The sequence below is a fragment of the Streptomyces sp. ADI95-16 genome (assembly GCF_003721495.1).
GTDB classification, from domain to species: domain Bacteria; phylum Actinomycetota; class Actinomycetes; order Streptomycetales; family Streptomycetaceae; genus Streptomyces; species Streptomyces goshikiensis.
On record NZ_CP033581.1, the window covers coordinates 2401853 to 2415325 of the forward strand.

The following is a 13473-nucleotide window of genomic DNA, read 5'->3' on the forward strand; positions in this document are numbered from 1 at the left end:
AGTGCCGACAGGGCCCGGGGGCGCGGGGCGAGCTCCCCCGGCGAGGGCGCCGCGCGGGCATGGCCGCCGTCGGCGCCGGCGACGGGGTCAGCCCTCCCGCAGGACCCGGGCGAGGACCTCGCGGGCGTACGGCTCGTCGTACGGGGTGTCCGTCAGGAGGACCTGGAGGCAGATGCCGTCCATGACCGCCACCAGGGCCCGCGCCGTCACGGGGTCCGTCCACGGCGCGAGGGCGGTCGCCACCGCCTCGTACCACTCCGCCGCAACCGGCCGCAGCGCCGGCCGCCGCAGCGCGGCGAGGTAGAGCTCGTACTCCAGCTCCACCCGCCCCCGGTCCGCGGCCAGCAGGCCGCCCAGCAGCCGCGCCAGGGAGCCCGCCAGGTCCCCGGCGGGGGTGGGGGCGGCGGGCAGCGTCACCGTGAACGCCTGGTTCGCCTGTCGCAGCGCGGCCACCAGCAGCTCGTCCAGGGTCTTGAAGTGGTACGTCGTCGAGCCCAGCGGGACATCCGCCTCCGCCGCCACGCTCCGGTGGCTCAGCCCCGCGATGCCCTTCGCGCCGACCACCCGGATCGCCGCGTCGATGATCCGCTGCCGCCGCTCCGGGTCGTACCGGCGCCCACCGGCGGCCGGCCCGGCGCCCGCGCCCGCCATCAGTGCGCGCCCCCGAGGTTCAGCAGGACCACCCCGGCGACGACCAGCACCAGCCCCGCGATCTTGGCCGCCGTGGCCGCCTCCCCCATGAAGAGCATGCCGATCGCGGCGATGGCGGCGGTCCCGACCCCCGCCCATATGGCGTACGCGGTACCGACCGACATGGTCTTCAGCGTCTGCGCGAGCAGCGTGAAGGCGATGAGGTAACCGGCCACCGTCACCAGCGACGGCCACAGCTTCGAGAAGCCGTCGCTGTACTTCATGGCGGTGGTACCGGCGACCTCGGCGGCGATGGCCGCGGCGAGAAGTACGTAAGGAGGCATGCGTACAAGAGTACACATCGCTGTGTACGGGCGTACACAGCCACCGGCGTCAGCCGATCGTGAACCAGGCCGAGCGGGCCTTCTTCCACTCCGCGTGCGTGAGGTCCTTCGCCTCGGTCCCGTCCCCGTACAGGTCCGCCGAGCCGCTGTCCGTGATCAGCTGCACCCGCGCGCCCGCGGCCGTCAGGTCCGGCACGTCCACGATGGCCTCCCAGCCGCCCGGGTCGGTCGTCGGCAGGTCCGCCCGCTTGACCGGGGCGTGCCCGGCGACCCCGTCCCACGCGTACAGCGCGTACGGGTCGCTGTTGTCGTCCGCGGCCCAGGATCCGGCGAGGATCAGGTACTGCCCGGCCGCGTTCTTGCGCAGGTCGCGGATGGCGAGCCCGCCGAGGTCCAGCTCGATGCCCGCCCCGAAGGCGGCCTTGGTCCCGCTGGAGAGCACCTTGTCGAAGTTGGTCACCGGCACGATCAGCGCCTTGCCGCCCGCCACCGCCGGCGCGAGCGGGGCCCGGAAGCCCAGGTAGGCCGTGGTCGTCGAGCCGGGCGCGAACTCCAGCCCCTCCACGTTGAACCCGTCGATCTGCTTCGGCGCCTCGCCGTCCGCCGTTCCCGCCGCGAAGCCGTAGCGGTCGCCGTTCGCCCTGTCCCAGGCGACCAGGTCGTCGCGGAGCTTCTTGTACGAACGCCCGTACCCGAGCTGCGTCGCCGGCCCCGATCCGCTCACCGTGGTGGTGAACACCGTGTTCCGGGGCGCCTTGTACTCGCCGTCCTTGTTGTTGCCGAGCGAGCCCGTCCAGTAGACGGTGTCGCCGATCCGGGTTCCGCCCTCGATGTCGACCTCCTTGGCGACCCCGAGCTGCGAACTGAAGTCCCAGGTCTTCACCGGCGCGCCCGAGCCGGACCGGTCGTACAGCCGCAGCACGTTGGACTCGTCGTCCGCGACGACCGCGTACCCGCCGCCCACGTCCACGGCGGCCGACGCGTCCGCGGACCCGGTGAGGTAGCGCGCGTCGGCCGGGTTCTGGACGGCGCCGGACGCCGCGTACGACAGCGTCTTGGTGGCGGTCTTGCCACCGAGCCCGGTCACCTTGACGGTGAGGTTCGTGTAGCCGCGCCCGCGCGCCGTGACGGCCAGGCGGCGCACCGCCCCGGTCCCGGTGACGCTCACGTCCCCGGTCCCGGCGACCGAGGCCTTGCTCGACGCGGACGCGCTGACGGTCAGCGCCGAGACGTCGGCCCCGCTCTGGGCCACGGTCACGTCCACCGTGGGGTCCCCGACCGCGCCCACGGCGCCGGAGAGGTACCCGGCCGACAGCGCGATGGTCGGCGTCCCGTAACTCGCCGCGTGCGCCGGCAGGTTCAACCCGGCGAGCACGAGTCCCGCGATCGCGGCGATCCCCAGCTGCTTCTTCACGATGTCCTCCACGAATCGACCCGGCCCGAGCGGCCGTCGAGAAGATTCGGCCACCGTGGCCAACTCCCGGTGCACGCCGCCCGTCCGCCGGGCGAACAGCAGGAAGGGCCCCCGGCACAGTGCCGGGGGCCCTTCCTGGAGCGGGGTGACTCAGACGTTGAAGCCGAGCGCGCGCAGCTGCTCACGGCCGTCGTCCGTGATCTTGTCCGGGCCCCACGGGGGCATCCAGACCCAGTTGATGCGAAGTTCGTTGACGATGCCGTCCGTCGCCGACTTCGCCTGGTCCTCGATGACGTCGGTCAGCGGGCAGGCCGCCGAGGTCAGCGTCATGTCGAGGGTGGCGATGTTCGCGTCGTCGACGTGGATGCCGTAGATCAGGCCCAGGTTGACGACGTCGATGCCCAGCTCGGGGTCGACCACGTCGTAGAGGGCCTCGCGGACCTCCTCCTCGGTGGCCGGCTTGATGGACGCCTCGGGCGTCGCGTTGTCGGTCATACCGTCTTCCTCTCCGCGCCGCCCAGCACCTGGGCGGTCGCGTCCTTCCACGCCATCCAACTCAGCAGAGCACACTTCACGCGCGCCGGATACTTGGAGACGCCGGCGAACGCGATCGCGTCCTCCAGCACCTCCTCCATCTCCTCGTCCGGCTCGACCTTGCCCTTGGACTGCATCAGCTCCAGGAACACGGCCTGGATCTTCTGCGCCTCGGCCAGCTCCTTGCCGACGAGCAGCTCGTTCAGCACGGACGCGCTGGCCTGGCTGATGGAGCAGCCCTGGCCCTCGTACGAGACGTCGGTGAGCGTCTCGCCGTCGTACTTCACGCGCAGCGTGATCTCATCGCCGCAGGTCGGGTTGACGTGGTGCACCTCGGCGTCGCCGTCGCGCAGGCCACGCCCGTGGGGGTGCTTGTAGTGGTCCAGGATCAGTTCCTGGTACATCGAATCCAGCTTCACAGCGTCCTCGTAGTCCTCGTCGCCCTCGTCAGCCGAAGAAGTTCCGTACGTGCTCCAGCCCGTCGATCAGTGCGTCGACCTCGGCCGGAGAGGAGTACAGGTAGAAAGACGCCCGCGTGGTCGCGGGAATTCCGTACCGCAGGCAGACCGGGCGCGCGCAGTGGTGTCCCACGCGGACCGCGATGCCCTGCTCGTCCAGGACCTGACCGACATCGTGCGGGTGGATGTCACCGAGCGTGAACGAGATCGCGGCGCCGCGGTCCTCGGCCGTGGTCGGGCCGATGATCCGCAGGTCCGGCACCTCCAGGAGGCGCCCCACCGCGTACTCGGTGATCGCGTGCTCGTGCGCGGCGATCTTGTCCATGCCGATCGAGGTGAGGTAGTCCACGGCCGCGCCGAGGCCGACGGCCTGGGCGATCGGGGGCGTACCGGCCTCGAACTTGTGCGGCGCCGGGGCGTAGGTCGAGGAGTGCATCGAGACGGTTTCGATCATCTCGCCGCCGCCCAGGAAGGGCGGCAGGTCCTCAAGCAGCTCCTGGCGGCCCCACAGGACGCCGATGCCGGTCGGGCCGCACATCTTGTGACCGGTGAAGGCCACGAAGTCGGCGCCGAGCGCCTGGACGTCCAGCGGCATGTGCGGGGCGGCCTGCGAGGCGTCGATCAGCACCAGCGCGCCGACCTCCTGCGCCCGCCGGACGATCGCGTCCACGGGGTTGACCGTGCCCATGATGTTGGAGACCAGCGTGAAGGAGACGATCTTCGTCTTCTCCGTGATGACCTCTTCGATGTTGGACAGGTCGAGCCGGCCGTCGTCGGTGAGGCCGAACCACTTCAGCTTCGCGCCGGTGCGCTGCGAGAGCAGCTGCCACGGCACGATGTTGGAGTGGTGCTCCATCTCCGTGATGGCGATCTCGGTCTCGTGGTCGACCCGGTAGGGCTCGTCCGCCCAGCCGAGCATGTTCGCGACCAGGTTGAGCGACTCCGAGGCGTTCTTGGTGAAGATCACCTCGTCGCGGCTCGGCGCGTTGATGAAGGCGGCGACCTTGTCGCGGGCGCCCTCGTACAGCGCCGTGGCCTCCTCCGCGAGCACGTGGACGCCACGGTGCACGTTGGCGTTGTGCCGCTCGTAGTACTCGTTCAGCGCGTCGAGCACCTGGCGCGGCTTCTGCGAGGTCGCCGCGTTGTCCAGGTAAACGATCTTCTTCCCGTCGTGGACCACACGATCCAGAAGGGGGAAGTCCTTGCGGATCGCCTCGATGTCGAGGAGGCCAGGCAGCTGTGTCACGCGGTCGCGCCACCCTTCACGTACTTGTCGTAACCCTCGGCCTCCAGCTGGTCGGCGAGCTCGGCGCCACCGGACTCGGCGATGCGGCCGTTCGCGAACACGTGCACGAAGTCGGGCTTGATGTAGCGCAGGATGCGCGTGTAGTGGGTGATCAGCAGGGTGCCGACCTCACCGGTCTCGCGGACGCGGTTGACGCCCTCGGAGACGATGCGCAGGGCGTCGACGTCCAGACCGGAGTCCGTCTCGTCGAGGATCGCGATCTTCGGCTTGAGGAGCTCCAGCTGGAGGATCTCGTGGCGCTTCTTCTCGCCGCCGGAGAAGCCCTCGTTGACGTTGCGCTCGGCGAAGGCCGGGTCCATGTGGAGCTGCTCCATCGCGGACTTGACCTCCTTCACCCAGGTGCGCAGCTTCGGCGCCTCGCCGCGGATGGCGGTGGCCGACGTGCGCAGGAAGTTGGAGACCGAGACGCCGGGGACCTCGACCGGGTACTGCATGGCGAGGAAGACGCCGGCGCGGGCGCGCTCGTCGACGGACATCTCCAGGACGTTCTCGCCGTCGAGGGTCACGGTGCCACCGGTGATGGTGTACTTCGGGTGACCGGCGAGGGAGTAGGCCAGGGTGGACTTGCCGGAGCCGTTCGGACCCATGATGGCGTGCGTCTCACCCTGCTTGACGGTGAGGTCGACGCCCTTGAGGATCTCGCGGGCGCCGGTCGCCGAGTCGCCGGTCTCGACGGAGACGTGCAGGTCGTGGATTTCAAGCGTTGCCATGGATACCTCAGGACTCCTGGGTGAGGGAGACGAGCACGTCGTCCCCTTCGATCTTTACGGGGTATACGGGTACGGGGCGCGTCGCGGGCAGGCCCGAGGGCTTGCCGGTGCGCAGGTCGAAGGCCGACCCGTGCAGCCAGCACTCGATCATGCAGTCCTCGACCTCGCCCTCCGAGAGCGAGACGTTCGCGTGCGAGCAGATGTCGTTGATCGCGAACACCTCCCCCTCGGTGGAGACGATGGACACCGGCGTGCCGTCGAGCTCCACCCGCTTGGGTGTGCCCTCCTCCAGCTCGCTCAGCGCACAGGCCTTGACGTAGGTCATCAGACGGACGCCTGCAGCTCGGTCTCGATCTTCGCGAGCAGCCGCTCCTCGATGTCCGCGACACCGATCTGCTGCACGAGCTCCGCGAAGAAGCCGCGCACGACGAGGCGGCGCGCCTCTTCGGCCGGGATGCCGCGGGCCTGGAGGTAGAAGAGCTGCTCGTCGTCGAAGCGGCCGGTGGCGGAGGCGTGGCCGGCGCCGACGATCTCGCCGGTCTCGATCTCCAGGTTCGGCACCGAGTCGACCCGCGCGCCGTCCGTGAGGACGAGGTTGCGGTTCATCTCGTAGGTGTCGGTGCCCTCGGCGCTCTTCTCGATGAGCACGTCACCGATCCAGACCGCGTGGGCGCCCTCGCCCTGGAGCGCGCCCTTGTAGACCACGTTCGACGTGCAGTGCGGGGCGTCGTGCGTGACGAGGAGGCGGTGCTCCTGGTGCTGGCCGGCGTCCGTGAAGTACAGGCCGAAGAGCTCGGCCTGGCCGCCGGGGCCCGCGTAGCTGATCCGCGGGTGCAGGCGGACGACGTCGCCGCCGAAGGTGACGACGACCGACTTGAACGAGGCGTCCCGGCCGATCAGCGTGTTGTGCTGGGAGCAGTGGACGGCGGTGTCGTCCCAGTCCTGCACGGACACGACGGTGAGCTTGGCGCCGTCGCCGACCAGGAACTCCACGTTGGCGGCGCGGACGCCGTCACCGGTGTGGTCGATGACGATGACGGCCTCGGCGAAGGCCTGCACGTCGAAGACGGTGTGGCCGAAGGTCGTGCCTCCCTCGCCGTGCAGCGAGACGCGCACCGGCTCGGTCAGGACGGCCTCCTTGGGCACGGTGACGACCGTGGCCTTGGCGAAGGACGTGAACGCCTGGGCGGCGACCCGGTCCACCGGGGTGCCGGCCTTGCCGATGCGGGCGTCGTCGCGCTCGACGGACTCGATCGTGACGCCCTCCGGCGCGTCGATCTGGGCCTTCATGCTGCCGTCGGCGACCGCGGTGCCGTCGTGCAGACCACGCAGGCGGGCGAGCGGGGTGAACCGCCACTCCTCCTCGCGGCCGTGCGGCACGGGGAAGTCCGCCACGTCGAAGGACGGCGGCGCGCTCATCCGGGTGGCGACGGTGGACTCTGCGGCCACCGCGATCGAGCCGGCGGTGGTCGAACCCACCGGAATGTTCTGAGCCTCAGCCATGGCTGTCGTGTTGCTCGCTCTCTTAAAAAGAACTGCCTGCGTCAAAGAATGTTGCGAAGTCCGGACGGCCGGTCGGGACTAACCGACCGAGCCCTCCATCTGCAGCTCGATCAGCCGGTTCAGCTCCAGGGCGTACTCCATGGGCAGCTCGCGCGCGATGGGCTCGACGAACCCGCGCACGATCATGGCCATGGCCTCGAACTCGGTCATGCCGCGGCTCATCAGGTAGAAGAGCTGGTCGTCCGAGACCTTGGAGACGGTCGCCTCGTGGCCCATGGACACGTCGTCCTCGCGGACGTCCACGTAGGGGTACGTGTCCGAGCGGGAGATGGTGTCGACCAGGAGCGCGTCACACAGCACGTTGGACTTGGAGCCGTGCGCGCCCTCGCCGATCTCGACCAGGCCTCGGTACGAGGTGCGGCCGCCGCCTCGCGCCACCGACTTGGAGACGATGTTCGAGGAGGTGTTCGGCGCCATGTGGACCATCTTGGAGCCGGCGTCCTGGTGCTGGCCCTCGCCCGCGAAGGCGATGGACAGGGTCTCGCCCTTGGCGTGCTCGCCCATCAGGTAGACGGCCGGGTACTTCATGGTGACCTTGGAACCGATGTTGCCGTCGACCCACTCCATGGTCGCGCCCTCGTACGCCACGGCGCGCTTGGTGACCAGGTTGTAGACGTTGTTCGACCAGTTCTGGATCGTCGTGTAGCGGCAGCGGCCGCCCTTCTTCACGATGATCTCGACCACGGCGCTGTGCAGCGAGTCCGAGGAGTAGATCGGGGCGGTGCAGCCCTCGACGTAGTGGACGTACGCGTCCTCGTCGACGATGATCAGCGTCCGCTCGAACTGGCCCATGTTCTCCGTGTTGATGCGGAAGTAGGCCTGGAGCGGGATGTCGACCTTGACGCCCTTGGGGACGTAGATGAACGAGCCGCCCGACCACACGGCGGTGTTCAGCGACGCGAACTTGTTGTCGCCGACCGGGATGACCGTGCCGAAGTACTCCTGGAAGAGCTCCGGGTGCTCCTTCAGCGCGGTGTCCGTGTCGAGGAAGATGACGCCCTGCTCCTCCAGGTCCTCGCGGATCTGGTGGTAGACGACCTCGGACTCGTACTGGGCCGCGACACCGGCGACGAGGCGCTGCTTCTCCGCCTCGGGGATGCCGAGCTTGTCGTACGTGTTCTTGATGTCCTCGGGCAGGTCCTCCCAGGAAGCGGCCTGCTTCTCGGTGGAGCGCACGAAGTACTTGATGTTGTCGAAGTCGATGCCGGAGAGGTCGGAGCCCCAGGTCGGCATGGGCTTCTTGGCGAAGAGCTTCAGGCCCTTGAGGCGGAGCTTCAGCATCCACTCGGGCTCGTTCTTCTTCGCCGAAATGTCCCGGACTACGTCCTCCGACAGGCCACGCTTCGCAGCGGCGCCGGCCGCGTCGGAGTCGGCCCAGCCGTATTCGTAGGTGCCCAGGCCATCGAGCTCAGGGTGAGCAGTCTCCGTGGTCATGCGGGGTTCCTCCCGGCCGTACTTGCAGATGCTGATGTGTCGGTCTGTGTGGCGCCAGCGCCTCGCGGAATGAACGTCGTGCACACTCCGTCGCCGTGGGCGATGGTGGCGAGGCGCTGCACATGCGTCCCGAGCAGGCGGGAGAAGACCTCGGTCTCCGCCTCGCAGAGCTGCGGGAACTGCTCGGCGACGTGTGCGACCGGGCAGTGGTGCTGGCAGAGCTGTTCTCCGCTGTGCGGACCGGGAGCGCTCTTCGCCGTAGCAGCGTACCCGTCCGCGGTCAACGCCTTGGCAAGGGCCTCGGCGCGCTCCGCGGGGGGCGCCGCTTCGAGGCTCTCCCGGTAGGTCTCGGCCTGCGCGTCCATCCGCGCCCTGGCGAAGGCGGCCACTGCGGCCTCGCCCCGCTCCCCGCCGCCGGCGCTCTGCGCGATCCAGCGCATGGCGTCCGCCGCGAGCGAGTCGTAGGACTGGTCGAACGCGTCGCGGCCGCAGTCGGTCAGCGCGAAGACCTTGGCGGGCCGACCCCGGGTACGCGCGCCGTAGACGCGCTGCTCACGGGCTTCGACCACGTCGTCGGCGACGAGCGTGTCGAGGTGGCGGCGGACGGCGGCCTGGGTGAGGCCGAGACGCGCGGCGAGGTCGGCGACGGTGGACGGCCCGTGGTCCAGGATGGAGCGCGCCACCCGGTTGCGGGTGGACCGCTCCCCGGTAGCGAGTTCCCCCTGGGGGGTCTCGATCATCCGTTCGCCGTATTTCACAACGCCATTGTTGCGTAATTAGTCGAGTGCCGACAAGCCGTGACCGACGCCACTCCTGGTGGCATCCATCACTAAGGGTTACCTAATTTATCCACGCAGAGTTAAACGGCGGCCAGCATTCCGCGCTTGCTCCGGCCCTCGAATACTCCGCGAAATGCCTCCCACCAGCAATCCCCCGGCCGCCGGGGGCCTGACCGGCATGAACATCACCTTCGGAAAATGTCACGGAAACCGACCGGCTCCACCAGGGCCATCCGACGGAAAAGAGGCTCGGCACCCGGGATCCAGGCCCTCTTCCGGCTCTCCGTAGACTCACCCGCATGAGCAACGACCCCGCCGTGGAGATCCGCGGACTGGTGAAGCGGTACGGCCCCAAAACCGCGGTGGACGGCCTGGACCTCACCGTCCGCACCGCATCGGTCACCGCGGTCCTCGGCCCCAACGGCGCGGGCAAGACCACCACCGTCGAAACGTGCGAGGGCTACCACCGCCCCGACGCCGGCACCGTCCGCGTCCTCGGCCTCGACCCCGTCGCCCAGGCCGAGGACCTGCGCCCGCGGATCGGCGTGATGCTCCAGTCCGGCGGGGTCTACTCCGGCGCCCGCGCCGTCGAGATGCTCCGCCACATGGCCAAGCTGTACGCCAACCCGCTCGACGTGGACACCCTGGTGGAACGCCTCGGACTCGGCAGCTGCGGCCGCACCGTCTACCGCAGGCTCTCCGGCGGGCAGCAGCAGCGCCTGGCCCTCGCCATGGCCGTCGTCGGCCGCCCCGAGCTGGTCTTCCTGGACGAGCCGACCGCCGGCCTCGACCCGCAGGCCCGCCGCGGCACCTGGGAGCTCGTACGGGAGCTGCGCGCCGACGGGGTGTCCGTCGTCCTCACCACCCACCACATGGACGAGGCCGAGCAGCTCGCCGACGAGGTCGCGATCATCGACACCGGCCGGGTCATCGCCCACGGCACCCCCGAGCAGCTCTGCCGGGGCGGCGCCGAGAACACCCTGCGCTTCACCGGCCGCCCCTCGCTCGACCTCGCCTCGCTGCTGAAGGCCCTGCCCGACGGCACCGAGGCGGCCGAGCTCACCGCCGGCGTCTACCGGGTCACCGGCGACGTGCACCCGCAGCTGCTGGCCACCGTCGCCTCCTGGTGCGCCCAGCACGGGGTGATGCCGGACAGCCTCGCGGTGGAACGGCACACCCTCGAAGACGTCTTCCTCGAACTCACCGGTAAGGAGCTGCGCGCATGAGCGCCGGTACGTTCACCCCCGCCGCGGGGGCCGCGCCCGTGTCCCGCATGATCCTCGCGCAGACGGCTCTGGAAACCCGGATGCTGCTGCGCAACGGGGAGCAGCTGCTGCTCACCGTGATCATCCCGGCGCTGCTGCTGGTGCTGTTCTCCACCGTCGACATCATCACCGTGCCCGTGCGCGAGGGGAGCGCCGCGCAGGAGCCCGTGGACTTCCTCGCCCCCGGCGTCCTCGCCCTCGCCGTGATGTCCACCGCCTTCACCGGCCAGGCCATCGCCACCGGCTTCGACCGGCGCTACGGGGTGCTCAAGCGGCTCGGCGCCTCCCCGCTGCCGCGCTGGGCACTGATGTCCGCCAAGACCCTGTCGGTGCTGGTCACCGAGGTGCTGCAGATCGCGCTGCTGACGGTGATCGCCCTCGCGCTGGGCTGGTCCCCGCAGGGGAACCCGCTGTCGGTCGCCATGCTGATCCTGCTCGGGACCGCCGCCTTCTCCGGGCTCGGGCTGCTGATGGCGGGCACCCTCAAGGCCGAGGCCACCCTGGCCGCCGCCAACCTGGTCTTCCTGCTGCTGCTGGTGGGCGGCGGGGTGATCGTGCCGCTGGACAAGTTCCCCGCGGCGGTGCAGTCCGTACTGGGGCTGCTGCCCATCTCGGCGCTGTCCGACGGGCTGCGCGAGGTGCTCCAGCAGGGGGCTTCGCTGCCGTGGGGCGACGTGGCCGTGCTGGCCGGCTGGGCCGTACTCGGCCTGGGCGCCGCGGCGCGGTTCTTCCGCTGGGAGTGAATCCCTTCCGCTGGGGTCCGCCTTCCCGCGACTATGGACGCCTCCACCTCTGAGGTGGACGACCACGAAGCCGGGGGGCGGGTATGGCGCAGCGGGAAGCCGTTCTACGGCTGGACGGACAGTGGGCACACATCCGCTCGGGCGCGGCGCACACCGAACCCGGTGAGCGCGACCGGCTGCTCGGAGAGCTGATCACCGCCCTGCGGTCGCTGCCCGAGGACCCCGAGTGCGTGGCGCGGCTGGGGCTGCGGCTCGCCGACCAGGCCGCGCTGCGCTTCGCCGCCGGGGACCGCGGCGGCGCCCTCGCCACGATCGAGGAGGCGCTGCGCAGCTCCGAGCGCGCGGCCCCGTACTCCCCGGAGTTCGCCCGCTGGTACGCGCGGGGTCTGATCAACCAGGGCGTCTGGCTGGCCTGGCCCCTCAGCGACGCGGACCGGCTGCCCCGGCACCCGCTGGGCCGGGCCTCCGAGGAGGGGCCGAGCGCCATGGAGCGGGCGGCCGGCGAGCGCGCCCGGGACGTGACCCGCGCGGCCGTGGCCCTCTGGCAGTCCCTGGACCAGCACGACCCGGTCAACCGGCGGGGCCTCGCGCAGGCCAAGGTCTTCCTCGGCGACCGGCTGGCGGAGCTGGGCCTCGCGACCGACGCGGTGGCCTGGGCGGTGGACGCGGAGGCCGATTTCCGCTCGCTGCTGCTCACGCACCCCGGCTCCGAGGAGTCCCCGGAGGCGGAGGACGCCCTCGACCACATCGGGCGGCAGCTGGAGCTGCGGCTGCGCTACCTCGACTTCGACGCGCTGGTCAGACTGCGCTCCGAGGGGCTGCTGCCCGAACGGCTGCTGCCGCAGGCCGTGGTGGGTGCCCGGATCCGCGGGGTGCCCGAGCCGGAGATCGCCGGGCGGCTGCGCCTGGGCGCCGACCAGGTGGCCACGATGCTGGAGGTCACCTCCTGGCTCGCGGTGTGGCGGGTCGACGTACGGGGTCCCGACGGGCTGTGGAACACGCTGGAGCATCCCTGGCACAGCGCGGCGGAGGTGCGGGGCGGCTCGGCGCGGGAGGTGGCGGGCGAACTGCTGAAGGGGTTCGCGGCCTCCCCGGACCACCCCGGCGAGGGCGGCCACTGGCGGCTCGGCATCTGGTGGCAGCAGGAGGGCGACCCGGCGGGCGCCGTGTTCCGGCGGGTCATCGGCCCCGACGCCGACCCCGGAAGCGACCCCGGCACCGGCCGCGACGCTCCCGCGCCGACCCCCTCGTGAAACTTTGCACAAGGCGCCGATTACGATGGGCGCCGTGTTGAACCCCCTCGCATACATCGCCAGCCGCTGGACCCCGTCACCCCGGATCGTCCAGCGGGCCGCGTTCGCCGCGCTCCTGATGAGCGTGGCCATCGTCGTCACCGGCGGTGCGGTGCGGCTGACCGGATCCGGTCTCGGCTGCGACACCTGGCCCAAGTGCACTGACGACAGCCTGATCGTGACCCAGGAGCAGGGCTTCCACGGGGCCGTCGAGTTCACCAACCGGATGCTGACGTACGTACTGTGCGCGGCCGTCGGCTGGGGCATCGTCGCGGCCCGCTCGGCCAAGCCCTGGCGCCGTTCGCTGACCCGGCTCGGCTGGACCCAGTTCTTCCTCGTGATGGGCAACGCCGTCCTCGGGGGCATCACCGTCCTGACGGGGCTCAACCCGTACAGCGTGGCCGGGCACTTCCTGCTCGCCACCTCGCTGATCGCCGTCACCACCATCACCTGGCAGCGCACCCGCGAGGGCGACGACGCCCCCCGGCCGCGCGTGCCCGGTCCGGTACGCAAGCTTTCCTGGGCGCTGATCGTCACCACCGTGGTCCTGATCGCGGCGGGCACGGTGGTCACCGGTTCCGGTCCGCACGCCGGCGACCGCAGCGAGATCAAGCGGATGCCCTTCGACTGGTCGGCCACCGCCCATGTGCACGCCGTCTCCGCCTGGCTGGTGTGCGCGCTCGCCGTGGCGATGTGGCTGGTGCTGCGCGTGGTGGACGCCCCGGTCGACACCCGGGCGCGCGCCCGTGACCTGCTGGTCGTCCTGCTCGCCCAGGGCGCCATCGGCTACGTCCAGTACTTCACCCAGGTGCCCGAGGCGCTGGTCGCGGCCCACATGCTCGGCTCCTGCCTGGTGTGGATCGCCGTCCTCCGGGTCGCGCTGAGCCTGCGCGAGCGGACCGCGGACCCGCTGGCGGCCCCCGCCCCGGCGCTCGACGACGCGAAGCTCTCCACGGTCTGACCGGCGCGCAGGGAGCGGACGGCGCGGACGCGGGCGGGCC

At 70.7% G+C, this 13473-nt stretch carries 15 protein-coding genes; 4 read left to right on the forward strand and 11 right to left on the reverse strand.

Features of this window, described 5'->3' with window-relative positions:
- Nucleotides 1-87: 87 nt before the first annotated feature.
- From EES41_RS10420 to EES41_RS10470, 11 genes are all read right to left on the reverse strand, one after another.
- Entirely contained in the window at nucleotides 88-651 is a 564-nt protein-coding gene (locus tag EES41_RS10420; protein ID WP_123077492.1) for a TetR/AcrR family transcriptional regulator, read from the reverse strand.
- Nucleotides 651-974 (reverse strand): multidrug efflux SMR transporter, encoded by a 324-nt coding sequence (locus EES41_RS10425; RefSeq protein ID WP_037792856.1) that lies wholly within the window; start codon nucleotides 972-974, stop codon nucleotides 651-653. Before EES41_RS10425 ends, EES41_RS10420 begins: the two co-directional genes overlap by 1 nt.
- A 49-nt stretch (nucleotides 975-1023) precedes the next feature.
- Entirely contained in the window at nucleotides 1024-2376 is a 1353-nt protein-coding gene (locus tag EES41_RS10430; RefSeq protein ID WP_174261802.1) for a hypothetical protein, read from the reverse strand.
- A 162-nt stretch (nucleotides 2377-2538) separates the two neighbouring features.
- Nucleotides 2539-2883 carry a metal-sulfur cluster assembly factor gene (locus EES41_RS10435; protein WP_008741046.1) on the reverse strand — a complete coding sequence of 115 codons (345 nt, stop codon included), beginning with the start codon at nucleotides 2881-2883 and terminating at the stop codon, nucleotides 2539-2541.
- Nucleotides 2880-3341 (reverse strand): Fe-S cluster assembly sulfur transfer protein SufU, encoded by a 462-nt coding sequence (gene sufU / locus EES41_RS10440; RefSeq protein ID WP_123077496.1) that lies wholly within the window; start codon nucleotides 3339-3341, stop codon nucleotides 2880-2882. Before sufU ends, EES41_RS10435 begins: the two co-directional genes overlap by 4 nt.
- Nucleotides 3342-3369: 28 nt before the next feature.
- The gene (locus EES41_RS10445) at nucleotides 3370-4626 is read right to left on the reverse strand and encodes a cysteine desulfurase (RefSeq protein ID WP_123077498.1); all 1257 of its coding nucleotides are present in this window, start codon (nucleotides 4624-4626) and stop codon (nucleotides 3370-3372) included.
- Nucleotides 4623-5396: a Fe-S cluster assembly ATPase SufC gene (gene sufC, locus EES41_RS10450; protein ID WP_123077499.1), complete on the reverse strand. Its 774-nt coding sequence runs from the start codon at nucleotides 5394-5396 to the stop codon at nucleotides 4623-4625. Before sufC ends, EES41_RS10445 begins: the two co-directional genes overlap by 4 nt.
- Before the next feature lie 7 nt (nucleotides 5397-5403).
- The gene (locus tag EES41_RS10455; protein ID WP_037792859.1) at nucleotides 5404-5721 is read right to left on the reverse strand and encodes a bifunctional 3-phenylpropionate/cinnamic acid dioxygenase ferredoxin subunit; all 318 of its coding nucleotides are present in this window, start codon (nucleotides 5719-5721) and stop codon (nucleotides 5404-5406) included.
- Nucleotides 5721-6899, reverse strand: coding sequence for a Fe-S cluster assembly protein SufD (sufD, locus tag EES41_RS10460; RefSeq protein WP_123077501.1), 1179 nt, complete (start codon nucleotides 6897-6899; stop codon nucleotides 5721-5723). Before sufD ends, EES41_RS10455 begins: the two co-directional genes overlap by 1 nt.
- 78 nt (nucleotides 6900-6977) lie before the next feature.
- Entirely contained in the window at nucleotides 6978-8393 is a 1416-nt protein-coding gene (gene sufB, locus EES41_RS10465; protein ID WP_123077503.1) for a Fe-S cluster assembly protein SufB, read from the reverse strand.
- Complete coding sequence (locus EES41_RS10470; protein ID WP_123077505.1) at nucleotides 8390-9133, reverse strand: metalloregulator ArsR/SmtB family transcription factor; 744 nt, start codon at nucleotides 9131-9133, stop codon at nucleotides 8390-8392. The genes sufB and EES41_RS10470 overlap by 4 nt, the downstream gene beginning before the upstream one ends.
- Before the next feature lie 338 nt (nucleotides 9134-9471).
- Here EES41_RS10470 and EES41_RS10475 point away from each other — a divergent pair, with 338 nt between their 5' ends.
- The 4 genes from EES41_RS10475 to EES41_RS10490 all read left to right on the forward strand — a co-directional run bounded on the left by EES41_RS10475 (nucleotide 9472) and on the right by EES41_RS10490 (nucleotide 13433).
- The gene (locus tag EES41_RS10475) at nucleotides 9472-10398 is read left to right on the forward strand and encodes an ABC transporter ATP-binding protein (protein WP_123077507.1); all 927 of its coding nucleotides are present in this window, start codon (nucleotides 9472-9474) and stop codon (nucleotides 10396-10398) included.
- Nucleotides 10395-11180 (forward strand): ABC transporter permease, encoded by a 786-nt coding sequence (locus EES41_RS10480; protein WP_123077509.1) that lies wholly within the window; start codon nucleotides 10395-10397, stop codon nucleotides 11178-11180. The genes EES41_RS10475 and EES41_RS10480 overlap by 4 nt, the downstream gene beginning before the upstream one ends.
- Nucleotides 11181-11263: 83 nt before the next feature.
- Entirely contained in the window at nucleotides 11264-12433 is a 1170-nt protein-coding gene (locus tag EES41_RS43810; RefSeq protein ID WP_123077511.1) for a hypothetical protein, read from the forward strand.
- 25 nt (nucleotides 12434-12458) lie between these two features.
- The gene (locus tag EES41_RS10490) at nucleotides 12459-13433 is read left to right on the forward strand and encodes a heme A synthase (RefSeq protein WP_123077513.1); all 975 of its coding nucleotides are present in this window, start codon (nucleotides 12459-12461) and stop codon (nucleotides 13431-13433) included.
- Nucleotides 13434-13473 lie beyond the last annotated feature (40 nt).

Excerpts from the sequence above, each read along its gene's own strand:
- EES41_RS10490 (WP_123077513.1), top strand. The coding sequence starts at position 12,459 with ATGGGCGCCGTGTTGAACCCCCTCGCATACATCGCCAGCCGCTGGACC.
- sufD (WP_123077501.1), bottom strand. The coding sequence starts at position 6,899 with ATGGCTGAGGCTCAGAACATTCCGGTGGGTTCGACCACCGCCGGCTCG.
- sufC (WP_123077499.1), bottom strand. The coding sequence starts at position 5,396 with ATGGCAACGCTTGAAATCCACGACCTGCACGTCTCCGTCGAGACCGGC.
- EES41_RS10455 (WP_037792859.1), bottom strand. The coding sequence starts at position 5,721 with ATGACCTACGTCAAGGCCTGTGCGCTGAGCGAGCTGGAGGAGGGCACA.
- EES41_RS10425 (WP_037792856.1), bottom strand. The coding sequence starts at position 974 with ATGCCTCCTTACGTACTTCTCGCCGCGGCCATCGCCGCCGAGGTCGCC.
- EES41_RS10470 (WP_123077505.1), bottom strand. The coding sequence starts at position 9,133 with ATGATCGAGACCCCCCAGGGGGAACTCGCTACCGGGGAGCGGTCCACC.
- sufB (WP_123077503.1), bottom strand. The coding sequence starts at position 8,393 with ATGACCACGGAGACTGCTCACCCTGAGCTCGATGGCCTGGGCACCTAC.
- EES41_RS10480 (WP_123077509.1), top strand. The coding sequence starts at position 10,395 with ATGAGCGCCGGTACGTTCACCCCCGCCGCGGGGGCCGCGCCCGTGTCC.
- EES41_RS43810 (WP_123077511.1), top strand. The coding sequence starts at position 11,264 with ATGGCGCAGCGGGAAGCCGTTCTACGGCTGGACGGACAGTGGGCACAC.
- EES41_RS10435 (WP_008741046.1), bottom strand. The coding sequence starts at position 2,883 with ATGACCGACAACGCGACGCCCGAGGCGTCCATCAAGCCGGCCACCGAG.
- EES41_RS10475 (WP_123077507.1), top strand. The coding sequence starts at position 9,472 with ATGAGCAACGACCCCGCCGTGGAGATCCGCGGACTGGTGAAGCGGTAC.
- EES41_RS10420 (WP_123077492.1), bottom strand. The coding sequence starts at position 651 with ATGGCGGGCGCGGGCGCCGGGCCGGCCGCCGGTGGGCGCCGGTACGAC.